The sequence below is a fragment of the Muricauda sp. SCSIO 64092 genome (assembly GCF_023016285.1).
Taxonomy (GTDB): Bacteria; Bacteroidota; Bacteroidia; order Flavobacteriales; family Flavobacteriaceae; genus Croceivirga.
This window is the reverse complement of the sequence record NZ_CP095413.1, coordinates 4,818,113-4,843,616: the sequence shown is the minus strand read 5'-3', so window position 1 is coordinate 4,843,616 and position 25,504 is coordinate 4,818,113. Positions and strand designations below refer to the sequence as shown.

The window sequence follows — 25,504 nt, the reverse complement described above, 5'->3', positions numbered from 1 at the left end:
TAAACCTCATATCATGAAAAAATCCATACAAAGCCTTTGTATCTTTTTCCTGTTTTCGGTGGTGTGTGTTGCGCAGGATTATGAGGGTGCAAAAATAGTGCAGGCATCCCAGGCCATTCACAATAACGCCAATAACAAGAAATATACTTTCCAGGTAGGGATGCCTTACCTGGGGCAGAATAAGAACTTACAGTCAAGAAAAACCAACACCTCAGATTTTCGTTTCCCATGGGATATCCTCTATTTGTACAATACCTTTGCAGAAGAATCCTTTGAGGTTTCCAAAGGGTATTATACAGACCATATCCAACTCAATTGGGAACTGCGGAATAATGCGGATAAGGTCATGAACCTTAAGATATATCGCAGGCCTTTTACAGAAGATAATTCAGCACCTTATGAATTCCTAAGCACACTCGCTGCTGATGCCACGGAATATACGGATAATTATGTGGAAGGTGGGGTTTTGTACCAATATAAGGTGGTGGCTACAGGTCTGGCAGATGCCCCTATCTTATACGAGACCTATATAGAAGGCATTGGGTTTAGGAACCCTACGGCTGTGGTTACCGGTAATATAAGTTTTGAGGGAGGCAATCCTGTTGAAAATGTTACGATAAATGCCCAACCTCAGGGAAGTATTATCAATTATGGCAGTGCATTGAATATTCCGGAAGACAGCTATCTGATAGCAAAAAACATCAATAAACCCATAACAACAGAAGCCACGTTTCAAGCTTGGGTTAAGCCCAATACAGACTTTCAGGCACAATCGCAATATTTGAAATTATTTCAGATAGATTCTGGGAATGACCACATACTTATAGCGGCTTATTTAGCTGAAAGCAGTAACCAACTACTATTTTATGTTGGTCCTGCACAAATTAATCTTTCCATAGGGAATCTTTATCATTTGAATAACTATTACCCTTCAGGAGAAATTAATAGCAGAGGTGATGATGTTTTAATACCAGTTAAGGAATTTGATGTTAGGTTTTCGCATGTATCTGTGACAATCAAAGATGGGGAAGTCCCTAAATTATATGTTAATGGCAGACCTATGACCGAGGCATATTCCAAACAACTAAATGAGACGTTAATAGCAACAGATTCTAACTATACTGCACCTTATTTTGGTGTATCTACACAAAATAGTACGCACATCATGGATATGAAAAGTGCCCAAAATACGGCATGGAAAAATATCGAAGTTGGAGGTGTTCATACTGCTATTTTTGATGAGATACGGGTGTGGAATGCAGTGCTTGGCCCAGATGAAATCATAACAGACTATAGACGCTATATCAGTGGTAACGAAGCCAATTTAATTTGCTATGCCTCGGCCAACGAAAATGCGGGAAATTTTGCCTATGATGCTTCCAGGTCAGGCTATACCTTCAATAAAAATCACCTGGCCATTAAAGATATCTATAGGGATCAGGGCACTTCAGAGCCAGGTTGGGTCGATGGGGCAGGAAACATCCCAACAGCCTCCCAATTGGGCATTCTGGGTGTTACCGATAGTAACGGGAATTACGAGGTTTCCTCAATTCCGTATGCAGGAAGCGGGGAGTCTTTTACCATAACACCATCTTTTGGTCAACATCAGTTTGAGCCTAACCAGCAGTTGATCTATTTAGGACAAGGTTCAGAAGTAGCCAACAAAATTGATTTTACAGATATATCGTCCTTTGTTTTCAAAGGAAAGGTGTCGTATAATTCCAAAGGCGTATTTCCGTCGTTTGTAGAGGTCAACACCGGTAATGCAAATCATCCGGTATTTACAGGGTTAACAGATGGTATAGAATATGTTAGTGGTCCGGGTATTTTAGACGAAGGCTACAATTACTACGAGAAAAACGGAGAAAAGTTCTCCAAGGGAGAATATTGGTTAAATGACCTTGGCACATCCGATCCCGATGATGATTACCTGGAACAATATGCCAGAATACCATCAGAAGGTGTTAATATCTATATTGATGGGCAGCTTGTATTGGATGAAAACAATGAACCAGTCGTTTCTGATGAAAATGGGGAGTTTGAAATATCAGTACCCATAGGAGACCATTATATATCCCTTAAAAAGGACAACCATGAGTTTGTATATGCAGGTAGATTTCCGGAAGCATCAGGTACTACATCAGAATTCTTTGAAGATGCCCAGGAGCAGGTTGTTTTTATAGACAATACCAAGGTAGAGGTAGTAGGCCGGGTTGTTGGAGGAACAACAGAATCTTCAAAAGCCATAGGATTTGGCGGAGCGGGAACCTATGAAACCCCTGTCACCGATGAGTTTGGACAAAGTGCTACAGAAACGGTAAGCTCTGTTAACAATATTGGTGTCGCCAATATAACCATGGGGTACACACCTGTTGGGGGGACGGCAACACCATATACAAGATATCATTTTAACACCAATGCAGAAACGGGCGAATACCGAATAGCTGTTTTACCATTGCAGTACACCATTGGCCAGACGGGCGGCATTAGTATTCCCAATAATAATTCCATTAACCTGTTAAAGGCAGATGAAGTATTGGATTATAGCAAAGTTCCCCAGGTAACTACGCCCGAGTATACAGATAGTAATGGCAAGATTATAGAAGGCACTCCGTTTCACTATGAAAAAAGTTTTACCTACCGATCTACACCTATACTAAGAACTACAGATCAGGAATATGCAAAAGAACTTGTTATTGATGGAAAAAGGATAAGTACTTCAGGGTTTCAATATCCTGTTTACAGGCAATTTGCTTCGTATACGATAACCCTTGATAGTTTTGAGCGTTATATCAATTACGATGGCACCGAAGCAGTAGAGGATCTGGTGCCCATTGTAGATGGCGAGTTTATTATTACCAACAATCTGGCATTGGCAAATTCTGAAACCATTACGGTTAGTGAAGAAATACCCAGTGAAAGTTATTATACCTTCAAAGCAGGGACACCTTCTGTGTCTTCCCCGTTTACAAAAACAATGGTTATTAAATATAGGGTAAACGGTGTGGATTATCCTGCCGAGAACTATATTGGTGAAGGGATAATTTTGGGAGGACAGTCAGATGGCAGTCAAACCTTTATTACAAGTGCTCCGGATATACCGGATATTATTTTACGGGATCCGCCGGGCTCCAATAGTTCTGCCACTATAGAAAAAGGGCAGTCCATTACGTTTACCTCAGAGTACACGGAAGATGATGACAATACGGTTAGTGATAACCTAACTGTGATGCTCGGGGTTAAATTTGCCGCTGGTGGTGGATTGGCAGGACCTGTGATTGAAACAGAAACTACAAACAATGCTACGACCGGAATTTCTTTGGAGACAAATTCTGCACTTGGAAAAGAATTAACAAAAACCTATACCTTCACCCAAACTATATCTACCAGTGATGATAACGGATTTGTAGGTGCCAATGCAGATTTATACATAGGAAACTCAAAAAACTATGTGTATGGGCAGTACGATAATATATTGGCTACAACAAGCGAGCCACAGATTGGCGATCGTTTTGTGTTAACCAATACCGATGGCGATAAAGTTTATATAAATAAACAAAAAGCCATGTATTTTGTAGAAGAACCCTCAGAAACCTTCTTTGTTTACACGCAAAAGCATATTTTAAGCCATTTAATTCCTGATTTACAGGCCATCATAGCCAATTTAGATGCGGGTGTTATCAGTGAAAATGATCCAGGTGTACAATCAAGGGATTTTTATGAACAACAAATCAATTTATGGCGCAAGACCATTCGTGAGAATGAAAGAACAAAGTACCTGGTTACAAATGACAGGGATGTTATTAAAGAAGGTCTTGAGGATTATTTAACCAAGTATAAGTCGGATTTACAAAGCACCATTGACGATGCCGATTTAGGAGCGGGAGGCCATGACTTGCTAACCAAAAAATTAGACGAAGCGGATGGTATAGAAGATCAAATAAAAGATCATTTTGAACAAAATATAACGTTTGATTCTGGTGTTGGAGAAATTACAAGAACCATCGAATCGAGTATTATAACCTCTAAGTTTAATGAATTTGAATTGAACGTTGAAGAATCCTTGGGAGGTCAGGTAGGGTTCAATATCCTGAAAACCGGAGTTCTTGATGAGGTCGAAGATGTGGTTGATGAGGACTTAGATGGTAGTTTTAGCTCAGAAGATGAATCTACCATAACGGTCAGTTATACTTTTGCCGATGAGAATCCCGAGGACGCATTTAGCGTAGACATTGTAAATGCCTTTGATGGAAACGGTGTTATTTTTAGCACCGTGGGAGGGTCTTCTTCCTGCCCGTGGGAAGGTGGGGAAGAGTCCTATTTCTTCAACCCTTCCACCTATAATGCCGATGCAACGGACATCCCTGAACTGGAAGAAAGTCAAAGGGTGGCCTTGTCCGCAGCAACACAAAAAGTAGAAAATCCTAAAATTTCGGTAGTCGACAATAATGTTTCCGGTGTATTGGAAGGCAGGAATGCCGAATTTGACTTAATACTGGAAAACCTAAGCGAAATAGAGGCGCAAGGAGACGATAACCCAGATACCATTATGTTCTATTTGGCGGTTGAAAACACGTCAAATCCAAATAATGCCATTATCAATATAGATCCTAACGGAACACCGGTATATGTGCCCTATGGAGAAAAAGTACATTATACATTAACGATGGCCAAGGGTAGCGCAGATGTTTATGATTATAATGATATAGTAATTTCAATTGAATCGGCATGTGATGATGATATGTCCGATAGTGTGAGTTTGTCTGCCAGTTTTGTGCCATCCTGTTCAGAAGTGGTGGTATCTGCACCATTGGATAATTGGGTGTATAACAAAGAGATGGCATTTAATGTAGATGGTACAACAAACAATTTACCTGTTGAATTAATTGGTTTTAATACAGCGTTCAACAGCTTCCAAAAAATTGATTTGGAATACCGTTTGGCAACATCGTCCACATGGACCAGGGCACATACCTATTATGGAACACAAGCAGATTACGATATTGCTGTATCAGACGGAGAAACAGGCATCTCGTTAATTACCGGGTCGACCATAAACTTTGATCTTGATATTATAGGATTGAATTTGCAGGATGGCGTGTATGAAATTAGAGGTAGAAGTACCTGTACAGATGGTACCGAATTTATTTCAGAGGAAGTTAGGGGAACTATAGACTTAAATGCCCCTGTGAGATTTGGTTCGCCTAGTCCTACAGATGGTATTTTATCTACAGGAGATGATATGCTGGTGACCTTTAATGAGCCTGTGTCTTTTAATCCAGCTGTTAGTGTTATCCAGATAAAAGGAGAAACCAATCAGTTACCGGTAAATCATAATGTGTCGGTTCGTTTTGAAGGTATGAACAATACCATGACCACTTCAGACCCTTTTACGAGTTCCGGCGATTTTACAATCGAATTCTGGATGAAGAATGAAACTACGGGCAATGCTACTATGATGAATCAGAACCATGGTTTTAACATTACGTTAAAGCAAAACAATATGACCTTTAATGTTTTGGATATCAGTGTTAATGCTTCCATTGCCTCAGATGGTAACTTTCACCATTATGTCATTACACACAATGCCAATGCAGGTAGTATCGAAATTTTTGAAGATGATCGTGTGATTGGAAGTGGATTGGGTACCCCAGGAGGGCAATACAACAATTCCAGTGATCTTGTTATCGGAGGAAACAATTTTATAGGAAACCTGCATGACCTACGTATTTGGAGCCATAGTATGACCCTGGCCGATGCATACGCCAATATGTACGAAAAGCTTGAGGGTAATGAGCAGGGGCTTATAGGGTTCTGGCCTATGGATGAAGGACGTGGAACATTAGCTAAAGACCTGGCTCGCTTTAAACATGGTGTGTTAACTGCAGATTGGGATATCTTTCCAAAAAGTGAATCGTATGAGTTCAATGGAACGCAGTACATGGAACTGGATAATGTAAGTTATGTCCAGATTACCAATACCATGGACGCCACCTTGTCTTTTTGGGTAAAAACAGATGTTTCTGAAGCCGGCACAATTTTTTCAAATGGCATTGGAGATGATTCAGATCCTGTTCAAACAGGAGGGTATAGAAACAAGTGGTCTGTAGATATGGATGCTAATGGTCAATTATCATTTGCTAGCGAAGGTGCTGCATATACATTAACATCTACCGGAATTGCAGATAACCAATGGCACCATGTAACCATTTTATTTAACAGGCTTGGTGCCCTGGATACCTATGTTGACGAGGCATTAGTCTCTACGAACCAAATAGGAAACATAGGAGGCCTTTCAGGGAACAAGGTCTGGATTGGAGCCAGAGGCACTATTGATTTAGCAGGTAAAACAACAGTTGATAATATTTTTAACGGGAAGATAGACGAATTGCGTTTATGGAATACTCGCAGAACCGTAGATCAGGTTATAAGGGATAGCCATCATGAGTTGGATCCTGAAAGCATAGGATTGTTACTGTATGCCAGAATGAACGCACCGGATATTGCAACAGGGAATGGCCCAAAATATTACCACCTATATACCAACCAATCGGTGATTCAAAGTGCAGCAATTTTAAATAATGGTACGGCAAATTATTCCAATGATGCACCCGCCATACAGCCTGAACGGGAACTGATTAAATTCCAGGTTAGCCATACACTAAATGGTAATCAAATGGTTTTAGAACCAGTTGTGACGGATTGGGCAGTTGTTGAAGGGCAGGTATTGGATATCACCGTTCATAGAATGTTTGATGAGGCAAACAATATGCAGGAATCCCCTATTACCTGGACAGCATTTATAGATAAAAATGACGTAAGCTGGTATATGGAAGGCGTATCAGATCAAGATGAGATTCTTAAGGCTCAGGGTGAAGAAAAGTCGTTATCAATAATACTTGTCAATAGAGGCGGCACGACTGAGAATTTTGAGATAACAAATGTGCCTTCATGGTTAACACTTTCAGAGACCGCAGATGTCATTCAGCCCAATTCAACGCATAAGATTACGGCGGTTATTGATGATGACCTGGCTTCTGGGGAATATGCGCATAATTTATTTTTGGTAACAGATTATAGTTATGACCAAAAAGTGTATTTGAATTTAAGAGTACTTGCAGATGGTCCAGATTGGACCGTGAACCCAGAGGATTACAATTATAGTTCAAATTTTATTGGCAAAATTAAAATTGATGGTGCGCTTTCTTCAGATAAATATGACAAAGTTGCTGCATTTAGTGGTGATGAAGTCAGAGGTGTGGCAAATCTTGAATACGATACCAATTACCAATCTTATTTTGCATATTTGACGGTACATAGTAATACCAATAATGGAGATAAGATTACATTCAAAATTTGGGATGCTTCTGCCGATCTTATTATCGAGGCTACGGTTGATGGTAATGATAGTATGATATTTGCCGATGGCGATATCATGGGAAGTTTAAGCGGACCTGTTATTTTTGAGGATACTACTATTATTGAACAGGAGATACCATTTAATAAAGGATGGACTTGGATATCTTTTAATGTTTCTGATACTCGCTTTTCAGATTTAAATACGTTGACTTCAGAAATGACCTTAACTACCTCTGACAGGATTTTAACCCATACACCTTCCTATGTTGATATTTACAATTTGGATGCGGTAAATCCTGGTTTGAGTACCTGGGATGGAACGATTAGCGGTAACGGTGGATTGAGCATTTATAAGATGTACAAGGTAGAACTTGAACAAGCTCAAACATTAATTATATCAGGAGAGCGTGTAGATATTTCCAACTGGGTTTTCCCTGTAAAAGAAAACTGGAACTGGTTACCGTATCCGATTAGCCGGGATAATGCCATCAATGATGCTTTGGCCAATCTACAGGCTAATGACGGAGATGTGATCAAATCTCAGGATTTATTTGCCATGTACGATCCGTTGAACGGGTGGAAAGGAAGTTTACATTATCTGCAATCTGGCCATGGATATATGTTAAAATCCAGCAAAGAGCAAGCATTTAGATATCCGGAATATCTCGCTGCGAATTCAGGCAAAAAAGCATCTAAAAGTAAGGCTTCTAAAATTGGGACAGCATATGCCAGGTTTGCTGAGAATATGAATTTCGTAATTGAATTTCCGTTTTTGTATAATAAGGTCACAGTTTATGATAGTCACGGAAATCCAAGAGGAAGTGCTAATAGCGTAGAAATTGATGGAAGAAACCTTGCGTTTTTAACGGCACATGCCGAAGGCAAAGAAACTTTGCACTTTCTTTTAGGTGATGACCGTCAAGAATTTAATACCAATGTGGAGTATGCGTTTGTTCCTGATGCGGTGGAAGGTACTTTTTCAAATCCTATGCGATTGGACATTCATGGCAATCAAGATATCGATACGGTATTGCAGCCTATACTACATCCCAATCCTTTTGAAAGAGAATTGTTAATTGATGTTGTTGCTTTGAAATCACAATCTGTATCCATATCTATATTTGATATGGGATATAAGAAGGTTTTTTCAACACAGGTAGAGGTGCAAGAAGGAAAAGGACAATTAAACTTGACACCTAAAATTTCATCAGGAGCTTATCTAGTGGAAATTGCCTTGGATGGCGTTGTTTATAGCAAAAAAATTATCAAACATTAATTGATGAAATTAGCCATTATAACTTATTGGTAATACTCACCGAAATGTTTAATGGCTAATTACATGCCTGTGCTGAGCGCAGTCGAAGTATGATTTATGAAAAACAATAAAATTTAAATGTATGAAAAGGTTTATTTACTTAGTAGTAGTCTATGTTTTTACGGTTCAATTGTGCATGGCACAAGAACCTTCATGGACTGTAGATGAACATAAGTTTCAATACACTATGACACTATTATCGTTTTTAAATGTCGATGGAGTGGAATTGGCAAGCGAGAACGACAAAGTCGCGGCCTTCGTTAATGGCGAGTGCCGTGGTGTTACCAATTTGAAAAAATCGGTTAATTCCAATAAATATTACGCTTACCTGACTATTTTTTCGAATGAGTCCAATGACATCGTATCGTTTAAAATATACGATTCGGCCAATGATCAGGTTATTGATGTAGCTAAGACCATCACATTTGAAATTAACGAGCACAATGGTACTACGTTTCAACCAGTGTCTTTGGCCAATCCTGCATTAAGTTCAGAAGTTGATATCGTATCGTTTAATCTCAAAGGCATTGCGTCTATTTCCAATATAGTGAACACCAATTCCGTAAATATAGAAGTCGATATTGGTACAGATTTAAGTAGTGTGACTATTGAGTATGCATTGAGTGAAGGTGCTGCCCTTTATGATTATCGCACATTATTGGAAAGTGGTGTCAGCAGATTTAATTTGTATGACCCCTTAGTATTAACGGTGCTCTCAGAAGACCGTTCTTTTGCAAAAGAATGGACTATCAATGTAAATCAAGATTTAAGCAGTACTAAATTTTATAAAAAAGATGCTGTATGTTACTCTGGAGGTGCTATTAAAGTTGTTTTACATAATAGTACCGAGCGTGTCACTTTAAAACAGGGAAGCCAGCTTATAGCTACCAAAGAATTTGAAAACGGAGAAGTTATCTTTTTAGATCTGGAAGTTGGAACTTATATTGTTTCTTTAGGAGAGGAAGCAAAAGAAATTAAAATTGAATTAAGAGATTAGAATTATGATGAAACGAAACTTAAATATATGTGTTCTTCCCTTATTGTTATTTTGTTTCTCTTGCTCATCAGACAATGGAGACCAAAAGACCTTGGAAGATTTTTCACTTCGTTTTGTGTATCTGGATGGTACGGCATTAGAGCAAGGTGCCTGTGTAGATCCTAACGGACAATATGCCTTGGCCATTGAAGGGTATAAAATGAGCTACCTTGATGAAGTTAAATATACTATTAATAGCGTTGTATATACCATAAACTTTACAGAAGATGGGACACATATTATCCCTATACATTTAGAGCCTGGACAGAACACGGCAAAGCTGTTGGATGCTAACGTTTCGGCTACCCTGCATTTTTCCATACAAGGAGGGTTTGAAGAGGTGAATTAGTACTAGTGTCCCATTTTCCCAATTTTTCTAAAAGCTCTTGGGCCTTTTCCTGATTTTCCATGGCTACATTATGGTCAACGGGGCCACTTTTTGGTCATTGATAACAGTGGCAAAGACTTTAGTACCACTACCCAGTAAATACGCACTAACACGTATTTTCAGTGTTTCCGCTATTCATGACTTTAGCCTTTAAAAAAAGCATTTAATCGTTGCATCCCCAGAAATACCATAACATATTATGAGATTGATAAGATGGCAAAAATTACGGCATATAAGTGTCTTGATAGAACTTAAAAACCATGAATTGTAAAAAATGAAAAGACTACTGTTAATTGGTTTTTTTCTCGGCACTTTGTGGTCTTCAGGTCAAGAAAATGGTACAAACCATACCTACAGAAATGATATAGCTATAAATACTGGCTATTTAATGGCAGATCAGTCCGTTTACTTGATATATGAAAACGCTTTTTCGAAGAATTTTTCCGCTGGTCTAGGTCTATGGTACGGAAAATACGGGTTCAATAGCAGGGATTTCGATGACGGTTATGGCAATGGCACCAAGGATTATGAAATAACCCCCTATGGACGATGGTATGTGAGGGGCAACCAACGGAACAGCTTCTTTCTTCAGGCCTTTACAAGCCTTCATGGGGGAAGGTCAAATGAAGTTCGGCGAAGAACCACTACTGAAGGCTATGGAGTGTACCGCAGAGAAATCGAAAACTACACCAATCTTGCATTGGGTGTGGGAATTGGTCAAAAGTTTTTATTGTTCAAAAAACGTATTTCCCTGGAATTAATGTTAGGGTTGGGCGGAGATATTGTTGGTGAATATTATGATGATTTTGGTGTTTCCGTTGCCCAGTCCGGTATCAATTTAGGATTTAGATTTTAGTATATGAAATGAGCATACACTTTTTCTTCGGGAAATTTACCCCCGAAATGAACAAAATTTTTGCGAATTACTGAATGTCTTAAAATTTTTAAGACATTAAATTTCAATGATTTAAAATTTTATACAGATGAAAAAATCAGTTGTATTCATTGTAGGTTTAATGGGTCTGTCCGTGATAGGGTGTTTTTCGGGTAATGATGATTATGGTTATTATCCTTGGATAATCATTTCTGATGCCTTTACATTTGAAAATAAAGAAAATTATCAAGTAGGGGATACCATAATTTTTAATTTAAGTTTTAGTAGGTATCTTGATGAAGACGGTTACAATAATAAACTTGATATATACGAAACCTCGAACTCCAAAGCGTTTTCTTATTATCCCGATTTCCGAAAATTATCAGCTTTTTCCGATTCGTTTGAAGGAGTTTATATTAGAGAAGGACTTTTATATTCACCAAATGGAACCATCAATGTTGCGAAGTTAAATACAGGTACAAATACCTATGAATCCCGGATGGGGATTATTCTGGTTGAAGAAGGTGAATATTCCTTAAGTTTCAATGCCGTCAATTTAAACTCCAATACACCTTATTATTCAGAAAACATAGAGGTCAATATCACCAATCTTTCTGAAAACACCCCAGAAGCCTATTATTTTAAAGTTGAAGAATAAAAGCCTTTATTAGTAACAAGGAGCCTTTTTATTGTTGTTCCACAAATTGCTTCATTCCGAATTAAGAGCATGGATTTCAAGCTACCCTCCCAATTTGATGGGTTTTAAGTCGTTTTCTTCTATTATTGTTGCATCGTTTTCCATTGAACTGGTCAAGTCGTCAACCTTGACAGGAAATAATACGTAAAACTAGAAGTAGGAATGCAGGTGGTAAAAATTTGCTCATATTATATATAGATTAGGCCTTGCAAGTTCAAAAGTGAGGGTATACTTATAAAAACCAATAATCATAGTAATAAATCGGGATAAAGGGAAATAGGTGGAATCCCTTTTAAATTAGGAGTAAAAAACCTAACATTAAACAGAACCAACAAATCAATGTTCATAACCCTAAGGTCGAGAGTTCAAGTCCCCCTATCGCTACATAGGCCATTGATTTTCAATGTTTTTTTTCGCCCTAACATATTTTGTCCGACCCTCTGAATACATCCCTGCTTTACAAGCCCTTATTAACATACCTGAACAAAAAGTTGCTCAATTCCGCTATCGAAGTCAGCATACTGTGATTACATTATCCTTCACAGTTCAAAGCAGCCATAATACCTTTGATATATCCAATGGTAAATGATCGCCCGCGCTCCTCCCAGGATTTGTCCCCAATCATCTTTGGTACATGGCCCGGCATTATCATACCGCTAAAACCGACTTCCTTGAGTTTTTTGAGGACGGATACAGGGTCATAATAACCCGGCATATCTACAAAAATTTCATTGAGTGTTGTATTTCCTTTGGCCAAGGAGTTGGAAACCGTTTGAAAATGTATATATACCAACTTGTCCTCTTTTGCAAAGTATTCCGTTACCGAATTGATATCCTCGCCCATTGCGGAAAAATTACCCAAACAATACTGCAGTCCGTGATTTTCACTTTTAATCATATCCATAGCCTTTCGATATGCCTTAAAACTACGGAACAACTGAGGTACACCCGCCAAACTTGGTACTGGTGGATCATTTGGGTGCAATGCTAAAGTGACTCCTGCTTCTTCTGCAACCCCCAGTACCCCTTCTAAAAAATAGTGGTAGTAATCCCACATTTCATCTTCGGAAAATACCCTTCCATGGGAGAGTGGTGCAGTTTTAAAATCTTCAAGATTGACACTCATGGATTGCGCCCCACCCCTAATTTTGTATGTGGTGGAAGAACGCCAGACCCCGGTAGGTGTCCATCCATATCCCAGAACGGGAATACCGGCACTCCCCATATTGTAAACCGTCTCTTGTACATGCTTTAACTGCTCTTCCCTACCAGGTTGCCCCACCATTATCTTATCGTAAAAAGAAAATGGCATGTTCTCCAACGCCAACAACCGGATGCCTGTATTCTCAACTATGTTACGAAGCATCACTAAATCCTTGTACTCCCATTGGTGGTCCCCCGGAAGCGGTAAGGAATCAAAATTGGTGTCTATCAAATTATTCCGGTACATGTTCAAAATGATATCATCGACCCCCAATTGTTTAATAAGCGTCAGTTTTTCTTCCGTGGGGTGCATAAATGAACCAAACCCGGGGCGCATGGGTAGGTTGGCCCATTTTTCCGTTTTCAATAATCTTTTCATCATTGTGGCGGTTGTTGATTCGGGTTTTCTTGGTTATGATTTAGTCTATGGTTACGGATTCCCCGTAAAACTTTGTGGTCAAGAGCGTGTTGTCTTCATAAACCGAGAAGGTTTTTCGAGTGAGCTTGATACCAAAGTTCCTACCTTGCCAAACAATATTTCGTAATTGGGCTTCCCCAATATCTTCGTGGTTAAAAGGCTTTATGGTCAGTTGGTTTGCTTCAATTTTCACCCCAAAAGTTCCAAAAACAATGGCCTCCCATCCAGCACCTGCTGAAATTTGTAATGGCATCGACGAGCGATCTTGCTCCGGGGTATCAATACGTGGATTCTGCGGCAGGTATGGAAAGTGATCGATATACCTGATATTACGTTTTAATACATCCCAGCCTTTTCCGGCAAACCCCCTCTGGTACAAATTACGTGAAATACGTCCCGGCATACCCGCATACTGGCCTCCCCCACCCCAATCCGAATCTATTAGGTCCCAATGTACGGTATCCCTACGTGCAATGGAGTACACACCATATTTGCCCAAAAACTCCCCTTCCTGTAAATGGCTTACCAACTTATAAGCCTGATGATCGGGAAGAAAATCCGTTCCCAAAAGATCAAACAAATGATACGTCCAAATGGTACCTTTTGTACCGTCTGGATAGTAGTTGTCAAACCACCCTAAAGTTTCATTCCACAAGTACTTATCTACCTGTCCTTGAAGCTTTTCTGCATCTTTGTAATAAGTTTGCTTCAACTTTTTTTCATTTCGTAGCGCGGCCCAATCGGACATAGTATACAACAAATCGACCGTCAATGTATTGGTAATGGGGACTGCATGGTTATACCCATCCGTTCTAATCTCAATGATTTTTTCCGTATTGTAGCCCACATCAATTAAACCCAGGTCGTTGGTGTAGGTATCCTGAAGTTCATCCACCCATCGTTGCATCCATTCCCAAACCGATGAACCGGCCGCTTTTTGATCAAAAATGGAATGGTCGCCCGTATGCCTAAGGTAAGCTTCGATCATAAGCTGAAGTGCAAAGGGCTCCTGTATATAGAGTATGTCCCAATGGGCACCATTCCAACCGACATAGGTCTTTTTTAATTGTACCTGTTCAAAATTTGTTAGAATGGCATCTTTTAGGCTTTCAGGGTCCAACAATAGCTATAAGGTCCGAGGTATAGGAGGTATCCCAACTTATGGTATAGGGCCATGTACCTACCGCCCAAAACACGTCCGAAATATAACTTGGATTCTCATAACGGCTCATTAGAACGGACAACATGCAGCGATAATAGTACTGCTCCAATTGCTTGTTGGAGCTTGAAAATTTTGGAAGCTTCCCATAGGCCCAAGACAGCATGTCCCGTGTCTTTTCATCTGCTTTTTGCATTCTATCCGGGATGTCCGATTGGGTTATGGCTGGAGCTTCATCTTGTGGACTATAAAACTTTACGGCAAAATAATAAGTTGCTGTTTCGTTTGGGGGTATCGCGATTTCAAACCCTTTGTCACTTATCTTTTCTATTGAGGACGATACGCGTACATGGGCCATTTCGCTTCCTATGGTAAATGCATCAATGACCTCAGCTTTGTTGGAGCCTTCCACTACCCCTTTCTTGGTATAGCGTTCCAATATCCCAGCTACCTGATTCGGGATAAGCGTCATCTCCAAATCCTTGGAATTACGGTTGGTAAGGGTAAGTTTCATGAAGACCTCATTAGCATCGTAAGACACGTTCGTCCAACTCTTTACAGAAAAGCTGATCCACTTTTTGTCATATTCCTTATGGAACGTGGCCGTTCTTTCATATTGATTTGGTTGCCATCTTTCATCCTGGGTCACCACTATTGATGGGGAATTGGGTCTGAAATTGGAGCCCAGTGGATCAAAACTTTTGCCATCGTCTATCCAAGATTTCCATTTGGTCGGCACATCGTCCTCTATTAAACGACCGGTGCCTTTATCAAAAAAGTTTATGTTAAATTCATATCGAGGTGCCCCAATAGGTAAAAACCACACATTGGCAAACTGTGTTAGGCTATACTGTCTAGGGGATACAAACCCTCTGTGGTTGAACAAGAGCATTTGCTCGTCATCAAACGAAATATCCTCCCTGTCCATAGCATAGTATTCAGGATCGGCGGGTGTATATTCTTGTTGTGCAATGGATTTCCTATTGATAAAAACAACTGTGAACAGAAACAGGAAAAAGAATGTTTTTGTATTCATTTCATCTTGAATTGGTTATATAAAATCAATCAGCCCGGTCCAAAACGGTAAGGCTCCGAAGTTTAAAGTGTTTGAAGTGTGATCAGTAACTCAACCTGGGCATAAAACTAGTCTTCAGATAGGTATGGATTTTATACCGTGTTTTCCAATTATGAATGAATATTAACTATTTGCTTATTGTAAAAGCTGATGGTTTTTGCAAGACCTGGGCTTTGTGGTCCGTTTTCGATAAAACCACGCAATGAAAGAATAGGCTTGAAAAGTTAAAGGATTTTCAAAGCCCATTTACTTTCTTGTATTGGGAGGGGGTCAATCCATTATTCAGTTCCTTGAATTTTGAATTGAAATGCTGAACGCTGGGAAATCCAGATTTCTGGGCAATCAAGCCTATCGGGAGATGCTTGTCATCCAACAACATTCTTTTAGTGTTGTTTACCCTATATTCATTCAAAAAGGCAAAAAATGATTTGGACGTTTTCTGTTTGAAAAAGCGACAGAAGGAAGGTTTCGTCAGGCAGGCCATATCCGCCATTTCCTGAAGCGTGATCTTATTTTCAATGTTATTCCTGATGTGCCGGAATATTTGGTTCATAAGGTTGCAGTCCCTGTTGGTGAACTTTGGCAGATAGCCAGGGCTTGCCAAAAGTCTGTAATCATCAGCCTCGGTAAGTTGTGATAAAAGATTGAACACAGCGGCCCATTTGGGCAGTCCCCTCTTTTTGTTAATGTCCAATAATAGCGGGAAAATTTGACTACTGGTTTCTGCAGAAAAGGAGATTCCTCTTTCGGCTACCTTGAAAAGTTGGGCCAAGGGCTGTAATTCTATGGCATCCTTAAATATCCTATTCATAAAATCCTCAGGAAATTGAAGTGTGATCCTGCGGCTTCTTCCTACGGTATCTTCCAAACTCTTTTTATCGTTCAACCATAAATGTGGCAAATTTGGGCCTACCAGTACCAAATCCCCTGCTTTAAAGCTGGAGGTGTGGTCTCCTATATATCGAATTCCCTCGCTTTCAAGAATCAAGGTCAACTCCAGTTCAGGATGAAAATGCCACGGATGATCAAAAACAGGAAGATCTATATAGGTGCATCGAAATGGTGTTTCTTCATCGAATATAATTTTGTAATAAGATGCCTTCATTCAAGATTTTTTTAACCCGGATAATGCCAGGACAACCTAGCGCCGTTCCATTGGGCAGTGGATTTATTTAGTGTCATGAATCCTAAAAGAACCTGGATTCCTTTGTACTGCCCAACCAAGACTAAAATAATCAAAACTTCATTTCAATGTTAATATTCATTCAAAAAGTGTGGCAAGGGAGAAGGTTTACCAACAAATGAATATCAATTCGTATCCTGTGGTAAAACGTACTAAAGAATCAATACACTAAGAAATGCCTTTTCGGATTCATGGCCTTGAGGGTTTTTAACGCCTGGTCCCGAGTGCTTTTGGTGGCTCCACTTCCACAATGTTACCTATCCAAAAGCATTAGTTACATATTAAAAAAAGCCTCTGGGTGCCCTACTGCTACCTTTGAGGTATCGTTTTGCCTTTCACCTTTTTTTAAGGCGTTTTTCCCAAACCGGATACTAGGTAAAAAGCATTTTGTCGTAGTATAATTACAGCTCTTTCTACTTAAAACATCCCGCTATTCCCGCATGATACCAATTATGCAATGTGTATTGGCTTTTAGGGCAATCCAATTTACCTTAATGGTGTTATGAAAAAGAACGCAATGAGCGAGGTTGTGCAACAGCTTGCTCCAAAAGCGTTGTGAATGTTAGTATATACTACCACCCTACACCCTACACCCTACCCACATCCCTATTTATAAGGTAAAAGTTGCTTGGGTTCGTACTCCAAACAACTTTAGTGGCTATGCAGACATTCATAGTTGAGAACCGGAAACGACGAATGGAAAACATTAAATAAAAAAGACAAAATCAAGATTATGAAAAACAAAAAATGAATTGTTCTCTAATTTTTTAAATCTACTATACCATGAAAACTAAAGCCACTTTTAAAATGGGACTTGTTACAACCTTCGTTTGCCTATTGTCCATTATCCCCTCCAATGTGGGGTGTTCCAATGATTCAAAGCAAAACTCACAGGAAATGCTGAATGACCTTGTCGGTCTATGGGGAGAACTATCACCTTGCGAATCTTGTTCAACGATCAGATTCCAGAGCGATAGGACAATTTTGTGGAACCTTAAACCCCACGATACTTTACGGATGTCCTTTACCATCGTAAACACTTCTTCGATCAGGGTAACAAGGCATTGGAACGTAGGGGACGAAAGAGTAACGAACTTGGTCAATGTAAATTTTAGATCGAAGGATACGCTGGAGCTATCACAGTTCATTGTCACTGATGCGCTCAGCACTACCGGATTTAAAGATATCGTATTAATAAAACAATAACCTTATAAAAAAACCAAAATCTTATGAAAAAACTAAACTGCACGCTCATACTTTTATTTTGTTTCCTTTTCAACTATTCCCAGGAACATTACTACTGGTATAAGAATCAAAAAATACCTTTAAAGATTAATACGGGAAAGCACTATTTAACATTTTTGAGTAATTCAGGTCAACAGCAAATGGCCAGTTCTTTGGGGATTGAATCCTCAAAGATTGTACGTTTTGGTACGTTGGATGCTTCGACCAACATCAACGAGGACATAACGGTTGGCAAGTTCACGAACTGGTGCTTTATGGAAGGTTCCGCTCCAACCGGAATTCAAAAAAATCGCGAAATTACATACACTTCCCCGTTCTTTTTTACCGAGGACGGTATTGAAGCTGGTCTATCACACCTTTTCTATGTAAAACTAAAGGAATCGAAGGATATAAAGCTCCTTCAAGAAATGGCGGAGAAATATGGTGTAAGGCTGATTGGGACTAACGTTTATATGCCATTGTGGGTCACTCTTTCGTGTTCCAAGGATTCAAAGGGAAATGCACTTGAAATGGCGAACCTATTTTATGAAAGTGGTAAGTTTTCCGCATCACAGCCCGATTTGATGACCGATGATGGCTGGCTATGTACCAATGATCCATCATTCAATAATCAGTGGGGGTTGCTCAATACTGGGCAACATGGTGGCAACGGATTTTTTGACATCAACTATTGTGGGGCCAGACAGATTTCTACGGGAGATGCCGGTATTACCGTTGCCGTTCTTGATGAGGGTGTTGAAATGAACCATCCTGATCTACCAAACATGCACCCCATAAGCTTTGATACGACAACCTCGACCTCTCCCAGTTTAGTACGGGGAGCTCATGGTACTGCCGTTGCTGGAATAATTGGTGCGAACGATAACACCATAGGTGTCACGGGTATCGCCCCGGATTGTCAGATCATGTCTATAAGTAATCGGTTGAGTCCATCGCCAGCCAGCCGTATGCGAAGGGCCGATGGCATCAATTTTGCCGTTAACAATGGTGCGGACGTGATCAATAACTCTTGGGGATCTCCTGTACGATATCCAGTCATTGACGATGCCATTACCAATGCATTCACCAATGGAAGGGGTGGCAGGGGTTGCGTTGTGGTTTTCGGCGCAGGTAATGATAATGGGAGTGTCAATTACCCTGCAAACTCGAACAACGATATTTTAACGGTCGGTGCGATGAGCCCTTGTGGGGAAAGGAAAAATCCAAATTCATGTGATGGCGAAAATTATTGGGGGTCCAGTTTTGGCTCAACATTGGATGTTATGGCCCCAGGTGTATTGATCCCTACTACCGATGAACAAGGAAGTGATGGGTATAACACCGCGACGGGTGTAGCAGGGAACTATAATCAAACTTTCACGGGCACATCTGCCGCTGCGCCCCATGTAGCCGGATTGGCCGCATTGATACTTTCCGTGAACCCTGATATTGATTTTTCAGAGGTCAACAACATTATTGAGAGTACGGCACAAAAAGTTGGGGGATATACTTATACCACAACAAGTGGAAGACAAAATGGTATATGGGACCATGAGATGGGCTATGGCCTTATAAATGCCGAAGCAGCCTTGCAGAAGGCAAGTTTTAGCATCAATGGTGCAAACGGTTTTTGTCCTTCCACAAGTTTTTCCATCAGTCCGGAACCGGGCAATGGGGTAACAGTTAGCTGGTCGGTCAGCCCCTCTAATGCCGGAACGTTTTCGACAAACGGACAGGCCACTACTTTTACCAGAAGTGGCAGTTTTACTGGACAGGCCACCATTAGTGCACAAATAGTTGGTGATAGAACGGTAACGGTCACAAAAGTTGTCAAAGTTGAAATAACTCCTATAAATAGCATAGACTTTTCCAATGGTTATGACGGTCAGGATTATTTTTGCACAAGCCATTATGGCAATACCTATCGAATTTATCCCAATAGGCCCAATACGACCTATCAATATAGGCTTCGGAGGTATCCGAACCTAAACGTGGTCTACACCTCTCCTACAGGACAATTCAATACGGGAACCATAACCTATATTCCACCAACAGGATTCTATGAATTCCAGGTGAGGTCTACGAATCCTTGTGGGTCAAGTACATGGGCTGGCTATGAAGTTGAATATATCGATTGTAGCCAAGGTGGTGGAGAGTTTTTGTTTTCCGTTTCGCCAAATCCTGCATCATCCGCAATCAATATAACTCCATTGTTAGAAAAAATGTCCTCGGAATCCGAACTTCTTGACGGTCCCGATGAAATTACACTGACCCTATTCGACTTCAGTGGCCAGCCTGTACAAACCCGAACGACAATGTCCAATTTGGAAAGCAAAATGGACGTATCCCTCTTGAGAAAGGGAATGTATTTCTTAAAGATTGTGGGTAGGAAAGAAAACGAGACCCATCAGGTGGTCATTGAGTAAACATATCATGTTCACTCGTTTTGAAAAGATATGGTCATTTTTTTATGACTATGTTGGTAGCCGTTTGAACACCAAAAAGAGCAATATAAAGACCTGTAAACCTGAGTTTTTTTTAATGTTGAAGCACATCCAATAGTTATCAATCCCATTAAATTAAAACCAATATGAATTAATGGGAAAGTCGAATAAAATATTAGCGATTTTTCCTTTCTTGATTAGTTATTTAGGCTTTACCCAAGACACTAAACATCAAATCATTTTGGATAGCCTTGTGTTCGATAATCGACAGTTGGATTCAATATTCACAGGGAGCGTTAAACTTATCCCAATAATGTAATGCTTCGGGGGTTTTTACGTCTAAAAGCACATGTAAATCGGGGTGCTTTTTGCACCAAGTATAACAAATAGATAGGGAAAGTAATCATGAAAAATACAAAGAAGCGAATTCATAGGAACAACGCGATCATGGATAGGGTATTGGCCCGTCACGAAAGCTGGAAAAACCACCGAAGGCATACCGCACTGAAATTAATACGGTTTTCCTAAGGTTAATGTAATGAATTAGAAAAAAGGGGGCGGAAGCCCTCTTTTTTGTTTACGATCGTTTATGTGAACTATGCATTACATCCCATAAAAAGCATGGGATGGCCAATAGGCCCATTGAAAACCTTAAGTAACTATCCACCGCTCCCTAGCAGGCCTGACAATTGCACCTCTATCTACAACGGCAGTAATTAAAGCTCCCACGCTTCTAAACGCCCTATTGTTCCCATATACTACCAATTATGCAATTTATATTGGCTTTTTGGTGGGACCCGAATTAATTTAACGGCTCATGAAGAGCGTACGATGATTAAGGAAAGTGCAATTCCCTTAGGCCACAGTTTCCCTGCCCTCCCCTTTTGTACCATTAGGATTTTACACTTGAGTTGAACGCTTTTTTTAGGACCCATGTGATTCAAGGATTACGGGAACATCGGACAATATGGTATCTCCCAATTCATAAGCCATGCATTTTAAAACTAATTTTAGCCCCATGAAACCCAAAATCACACTCATTTTCATTTTTAGTTACGCAATCCTGGGAAATGCACAACAATACAATGAGGCGGAACGGATTGAATACTCGCAGTACATGTACAACTCTTTTACGGTAAATCCCGGAATGACGGGGATGGAAGGAACACCCAATTTTACCATTAATTACCGCTCTGAGCTACTTCGGGACTTTAACCACTACAAAAGGGAATCTGCCATGTTCAGTTTGCCCTCCAAAAGAAAGAACATGGCGTTCGGGTTTTCCATCATAAATGATGAGTATGATGATATGCAACATACGTACTTTGATCTTGCCACCGCTTATGATCTTAAACTGAACGAAAAATCGAACTTGTCATTCGGGATAAAAGTCAGGGGCAATTTATTGGACCATCGTTTTCCTGAATCCAATTCCCAACCTTTGCAGGATTTTTACAATAGCTTGGTCAATAGGTTCGTATTCAACATTGGGGCAGGTGCCGTATATAGTGATGACTGGTTCTTTGTAGGCCTTTCCGTCCCCAGCTTTTTAAATACCGTACATTACGATATTTCCGAGCTCCAGGTCGATACCCGACAACTCCCCATCTTATTTAACACCGGGTATGTTTTTCTATTGAGCAACGATATCTCTTTTATGCCCATGTTTTATACCCGTATTCAAAATGAGGAAAGCACCGATATTGATATTTCCACCAACTTTTTATTTCAAGACAAGTTTGGACTCAATGTGGTATATCGATGGGATGACCACTATGGGGTGTTTGCCAATTTTCAGATCTTGGACGCCGTCATGATAAGCCTTGGCTATGGCAATCAAACCAGTTTAAGGACCGAAGGCCTGGCCGCCAATGATGGTATTTTTCAAATCACCTTGCGCTATGAAAATATATTGAAAAGGGGCGGGAAATTGTTTACCCGTTTTTGATGGCTCCCAAATGTATTCGCGTTAGGAATCCCGATGTCCTGAGCAACTTATAGCTTAGCACATTAGGTTGCCCAACAACACAATCCCTGCCCGACTTTGGCGACCACTCCCGAGCGGCCTTCTGCTTTAGAGCAGGAAAAGAATCGTCCTTTCCGGTCAGTTCTTGTCAATGGCATACAATTGATACGGCCAGGGATAGCCGTCTTCTGGGGTTTGGTCTTCATTGATCCAAACAACATAAAAAGGCGCAGGGTCATTGTTGTTTTCCGTGGCAACAGGTTCCCAGTTGTCCGATCCCGCCACATCCAAATCCTCAAAAGCAATATAACCCCCGGGTTCATTGGCCTGGACACTGGTGGCAGAATCTTGAAATCCATCCAATGCCAAAAAGGTGAAAGTTGAGTTCTCGATGGTATCCAGATTAATGGCGTATCCCAGTTCCAGGACATCCCTTAGCTTAAAAGCGCGAAGGTTCTTGGGCTTTTCGAATACCGTGTCGTAATAACCGATCTCATAATTCATCAATGCATTGAACATTTGATCTCTGGAGAGTTCGTTCACCTTCACATCGGCCCGATTGAAAATCAGGATTGGATTACTTGTTGGGGCTTCGGCGTCTTCGCTACAGGAAGTAAAAAGAAAAAGAAGTGGGAGTACGACAAGGTGTATATTTTTCATGATGTTGTAGGGGTATGTTATTAATGAATGTTGAATTAAAATTTCAGTAAACCGTATAGGGAATACTGGAACCTCGCCATTGCATTAATGCCCCTACGGACTTCCATAGCATATGCACAAACTTTAAATGCATCGGATGGCATCCTCTTCTTTTTCCATAGTCTGACCCTATCCTAACGAAAAAAAGTAAAATGTCCAATCGCAACAAGCGTGGTGTAATAAATGGGACCGTTCGTAAATAACAGGCACAAAAGCCTTCCTGAATATAAAACACCAAGGATTGAAATCCAGGGCAAGGGAACATGGTCATCTACAGTACGAAATCATGTCCCGTAGATTCCTGGTTGAAACTTGCTGAATTCCCACTTATTTCTACATACGCCCACTTATTACTAATATTTTTTATCTGTACAGAGATTTGGTGACGTTTGTCGGATTAGTTGATCATACATAGCATGAATTCAGTTTTAAACTCCCAAGATTAGAAGCGAATATTGATTATTGACTACCTCCTTGTTCTAAAAAACTTTCATTCCAATTAAAACCCATTCCCATGAAATACCTTTTTTCATTCGTGTTGTTGATTTTAATGGTTCTCGCCTGTGGTTCCCGGACAGGAGAACCCAAAAACACTGCTTCCCCAAAGACAAGTGCCCATCTGGAGAATCCCAACATCAGTATCCAGGTAGATGGTTTTGGGGCCGGTCCAGTTTATTTGATCGGTTTTTTTGCCGATTCCCAATATCGGGTAGACTCTACCGGCATGGATGCCAACGGGAAAGTGGTTTTTCAAAACGACACCCCATATAAGCCAGGGTTTTATATGGCTTATTTTGACAATGATAGCACCTTGCAACTGTTAGTGGACAAAGACCAGACCTTTAGTATGAAAACCCAAGCCAATGATTTGGTGAAGGCCATGGTTGTAGAGGGCAGTCTGGACAATGAACTGCTTTATGAAACCCTAAAATATGAAATGGGCCATCAAAGAAAAATCCAGCCCATTACAAGTCGTTTGAAGGCTATAGAAGAAACCGATTTAAATTATGCCTATTTAAAAACGCAACAGGAAAAAATCCAACAGGAGCGTCAGACGTATCTGGACGACATATTTTCCAGGAACCCAAACACGTTCTTTACCAAATTCAAAAGAGCGGGACAAAATCCAATCGTGACGGATATCCGTCGTTTGGACGGCACTTTGGACAACGCCACTAAAGTCCATCGTTTTCGGACCCAATTCTGGGACAATGTCGATTTTAGTGATGAGCGCCTCTTGTATACCCCAGTGATTGCCAATAAATTGAAAAGGTATATGACACGGTTGACCCCCCAACATGCGGATTCGATCAATAAGACCGCCAATCACCTGGTGGGAAAAGTGTTGAAGTATCCTGAATATTTCAAGTTCTTTGCGAATTGGATTACCCTAAACTACGAACCTTCCAAGACCACATTGATGGATTCAGAGGCCGTTTATGTGAATATGATCCAAAACTATTTCACCCATGATCGCGCATTTTGGTCAGACTCCACCTTAATAGACGCTTTGCAAAGGCGCGCTGGGGAAATGGCGGCCAGTTTAGTGGGTAAAAAAGGACCCAATGTGGTGTCAACGGATGTAAACGGGAAAACAAGGTCGATTTTGGAACTCAAAGCGCCTTATATCATTGTGTTCATGTACAATCCAACCTGTGATCATTGCATAGAAGAAACACCCAAATTGATAACATTTTATGAGGAATGGAAGGGTCGGGGAGTGGATGTATTCGGTATTGCCATTGATACCGATGATGCCGAATGGCGGGACTATGTCGCCAAAAGTGGTATGCCCTGGATCAATGTATTTGACCCTACCAATAGGTCCATCTATGGAAAATACTATGTCGATATTACCCCCGAAATCTACGTGCTGGATCCGGATCGGACCATTATTGCCAAAAATCTGCAAGTCCATCAAATTGCCGAGGTTATCAATAAGGATCGGACAAAGCGGGAGGAGTGATGGGTTGGTGGTTGTTGGTTGATGGTTGATGGTTGATGGTTGATGGTTGATGGTTGTTGGTTGTTGGTTGATGGTTGTTGGTTGTTGGTTGAGAGGGATTCATCATTCGTAATTCATCATTCGTGATTCATCATTCGTGATTCGTTATTCACTACTCGTTATTCGCTCGTCATTCGTAATTCATCATTCGGGATTCGCCATTCGTTATTCGCTGTTCGCTATTCGTGATTCGTCATTCGCTATTCGTGATTCGTCATTCGCTATTCGTGATTCGTCATTCGTGATTCGCTGTTCGCTGTTCGCTGTTCGCTATTCGTGATTCGTCATTCGCTGTTCGTGATTCGCTGTTCGTGATTCGTCATTCGCTATTCGTGATTCGCCATTCGTGATTCGTCATTCGCAATTCGCAATTCGCTACTCGTGATTCGTTATTCGTTATTCGTTATTCACTATTCGTAATTCGTAATTCGTCAATCATCATTCACTATTCGTTGAGGG

At 40.4% G+C, this 25,504-nt stretch carries 14 protein-coding genes; 9 read left to right on the top strand and 5 right to left on the bottom strand.

The window, feature by feature from the left end:
* Positions 1-13: 13 nt before the first annotated feature.
* The 5 genes from L0P88_RS20030 (at position 14) to L0P88_RS20010 (ending at position 11,630) form a co-directional block, all read left to right on the top strand.
* Positions 14-8,635: a LamG domain-containing protein gene (locus L0P88_RS20030; RefSeq protein WP_247131665.1), complete on the top strand. Its 8,622-nt coding sequence runs from the start codon at positions 14-16 to the stop codon at positions 8,633-8,635.
* Positions 8,636-8,756: 121 nt separating this feature from the next.
* Positions 8,757-9,671, top strand: coding sequence for a hypothetical protein (locus L0P88_RS20025; RefSeq protein WP_247131664.1), 915 nt, complete (start codon positions 8,757-8,759; stop codon positions 9,669-9,671).
* A gap of 4 nt (positions 9,672-9,675) precedes the next feature.
* Positions 9,676-10,059: a hypothetical protein gene (locus L0P88_RS20020; RefSeq protein ID WP_247131663.1), complete on the top strand. Its 384-nt coding sequence runs from the start codon at positions 9,676-9,678 to the stop codon at positions 10,057-10,059.
* A 313-nt stretch (positions 10,060-10,372) separates the two neighbouring features.
* Entirely contained in the window at positions 10,373-10,954 is a 582-nt protein-coding gene (locus tag L0P88_RS20015) for a hypothetical protein (protein ID WP_247131662.1), read from the top strand.
* A 127-nt stretch (positions 10,955-11,081) separates the two neighbouring features.
* On the top strand, positions 11,082-11,630 hold the full coding sequence (locus L0P88_RS20010) for a hypothetical protein (protein WP_247131661.1): 549 nt from the start codon (positions 11,082-11,084) through the stop codon (positions 11,628-11,630).
* Positions 11,631-12,201: 571 nt separating this feature from the next.
* Here the strand turns inward: L0P88_RS20010 and L0P88_RS20005 are convergent.
* The 4 genes from L0P88_RS20005 to L0P88_RS19990 form a co-directional block, all read right to left on the bottom strand.
* On the bottom strand, positions 12,202-13,254 hold the full coding sequence (locus tag L0P88_RS20005; RefSeq protein WP_247131660.1) for a mannonate dehydratase: 1,053 nt from the start codon (positions 13,252-13,254) through the stop codon (positions 12,202-12,204).
* 37 nt (positions 13,255-13,291) lie between these two features.
* Positions 13,292-14,413 (bottom strand): alpha,alpha-trehalase, encoded by a 1,122-nt coding sequence (locus L0P88_RS20000; RefSeq protein WP_247131659.1) that lies wholly within the window; start codon positions 14,411-14,413, stop codon positions 13,292-13,294.
* Positions 14,400-15,485, bottom strand: coding sequence for a hypothetical protein (locus tag L0P88_RS19995; protein WP_247131658.1), 1,086 nt, complete (start codon positions 15,483-15,485; stop codon positions 14,400-14,402). Before L0P88_RS19995 ends, L0P88_RS20000 begins: the two co-directional genes overlap by 14 nt.
* A 274-nt stretch (positions 15,486-15,759) precedes the next feature.
* A complete protein-coding gene (locus L0P88_RS19990) occupies positions 15,760-16,629 on the bottom strand; it encodes an AraC family transcriptional regulator (protein ID WP_247131657.1) in 870 nt (289 codons plus the stop codon).
* An 861-nt stretch (positions 16,630-17,490) separates the two neighbouring features.
* Between L0P88_RS19990 and L0P88_RS19985 the strand changes: the two genes are divergently transcribed.
* From L0P88_RS19985 to L0P88_RS19975, 3 genes are all read left to right on the top strand, one after another.
* Positions 17,491-17,913, top strand: a complete 423-nt coding sequence (locus L0P88_RS19985; protein ID WP_247131656.1) for a hypothetical protein — start codon at positions 17,491-17,493, stop codon at positions 17,911-17,913.
* A gap of 23 nt (positions 17,914-17,936) precedes the next feature.
* Entirely contained in the window at positions 17,937-20,357 is a 2,421-nt protein-coding gene (locus L0P88_RS19980) for a S8 family peptidase (protein WP_247131655.1), read from the top strand.
* A gap of 1,036 nt (positions 20,358-21,393) precedes the next feature.
* Positions 21,394-22,323, top strand: a complete 930-nt coding sequence (locus L0P88_RS19975) for a type IX secretion system membrane protein PorP/SprF (protein ID WP_247131654.1) — start codon at positions 21,394-21,396, stop codon at positions 22,321-22,323.
* Between the two features lie 156 nt (positions 22,324-22,479).
* Here the strand turns inward: L0P88_RS19975 and L0P88_RS19970 are convergent, their stop codons facing one another.
* Positions 22,480-23,001: a hypothetical protein gene (locus L0P88_RS19970; RefSeq protein WP_247131653.1), complete on the bottom strand. Its 522-nt coding sequence runs from the start codon at positions 22,999-23,001 to the stop codon at positions 22,480-22,482.
* A 553-nt stretch (positions 23,002-23,554) separates the two neighbouring features.
* On the opposite strand from L0P88_RS19970, the gene L0P88_RS19965 reads away from it, so the two are divergent.
* Entirely contained in the window at positions 23,555-25,006 is a 1,452-nt protein-coding gene (locus L0P88_RS19965; protein ID WP_247131652.1) for a TlpA family protein disulfide reductase, read from the top strand.
* The last annotated feature ends 498 nt before the right edge of the window (positions 25,007-25,504 follow it).

What these genes read in the sequence shown, in the direction of transcription:
- L0P88_RS20025 (WP_247131664.1), top strand. Translation starts at nt 8,757, where the DNA reads ATGAAAAGGTTTATTTACTTAGTAGTAGTCTATGTTTTTACGGTTCAA.
- L0P88_RS19995 (WP_247131658.1), bottom strand. Translation starts at nt 15,485, where the DNA reads ATGAATACAAAAACATTCTTTTTCCTGTTTCTGTTCACAGTTGTTTTT.
- L0P88_RS20010 (WP_247131661.1), top strand. Translation starts at nt 11,082, where the DNA reads ATGAAAAAATCAGTTGTATTCATTGTAGGTTTAATGGGTCTGTCCGTG.
- L0P88_RS19970 (WP_247131653.1), bottom strand. Translation starts at nt 23,001, where the DNA reads ATGAAAAATATACACCTTGTCGTACTCCCACTTCTTTTTCTTTTTACT.
- L0P88_RS19975 (WP_247131654.1), top strand. Translation starts at nt 21,394, where the DNA reads ATGAAACCCAAAATCACACTCATTTTCATTTTTAGTTACGCAATCCTG.
- L0P88_RS20030 (WP_247131665.1), top strand. Translation starts at nt 14, where the DNA reads ATGAAAAAATCCATACAAAGCCTTTGTATCTTTTTCCTGTTTTCGGTG.
- L0P88_RS19985 (WP_247131656.1), top strand. Translation starts at nt 17,491, where the DNA reads ATGAAAACTAAAGCCACTTTTAAAATGGGACTTGTTACAACCTTCGTT.
- L0P88_RS19965 (WP_247131652.1), top strand. Translation starts at nt 23,555, where the DNA reads ATGAAATACCTTTTTTCATTCGTGTTGTTGATTTTAATGGTTCTCGCC.
- L0P88_RS19980 (WP_247131655.1), top strand. Translation starts at nt 17,937, where the DNA reads ATGAAAAAACTAAACTGCACGCTCATACTTTTATTTTGTTTCCTTTTC.
- L0P88_RS20015 (WP_247131662.1), top strand. Translation starts at nt 10,373, where the DNA reads ATGAAAAGACTACTGTTAATTGGTTTTTTTCTCGGCACTTTGTGGTCT.
- L0P88_RS20005 (WP_247131660.1), bottom strand. Translation starts at nt 13,254, where the DNA reads ATGATGAAAAGATTATTGAAAACGGAAAAATGGGCCAACCTACCCATG.
- L0P88_RS20020 (WP_247131663.1), top strand. Translation starts at nt 9,676, where the DNA reads ATGATGAAACGAAACTTAAATATATGTGTTCTTCCCTTATTGTTATTT.
- L0P88_RS19990 (WP_247131657.1), bottom strand. Translation starts at nt 16,629, where the DNA reads ATGAAGGCATCTTATTACAAAATTATATTCGATGAAGAAACACCATTT.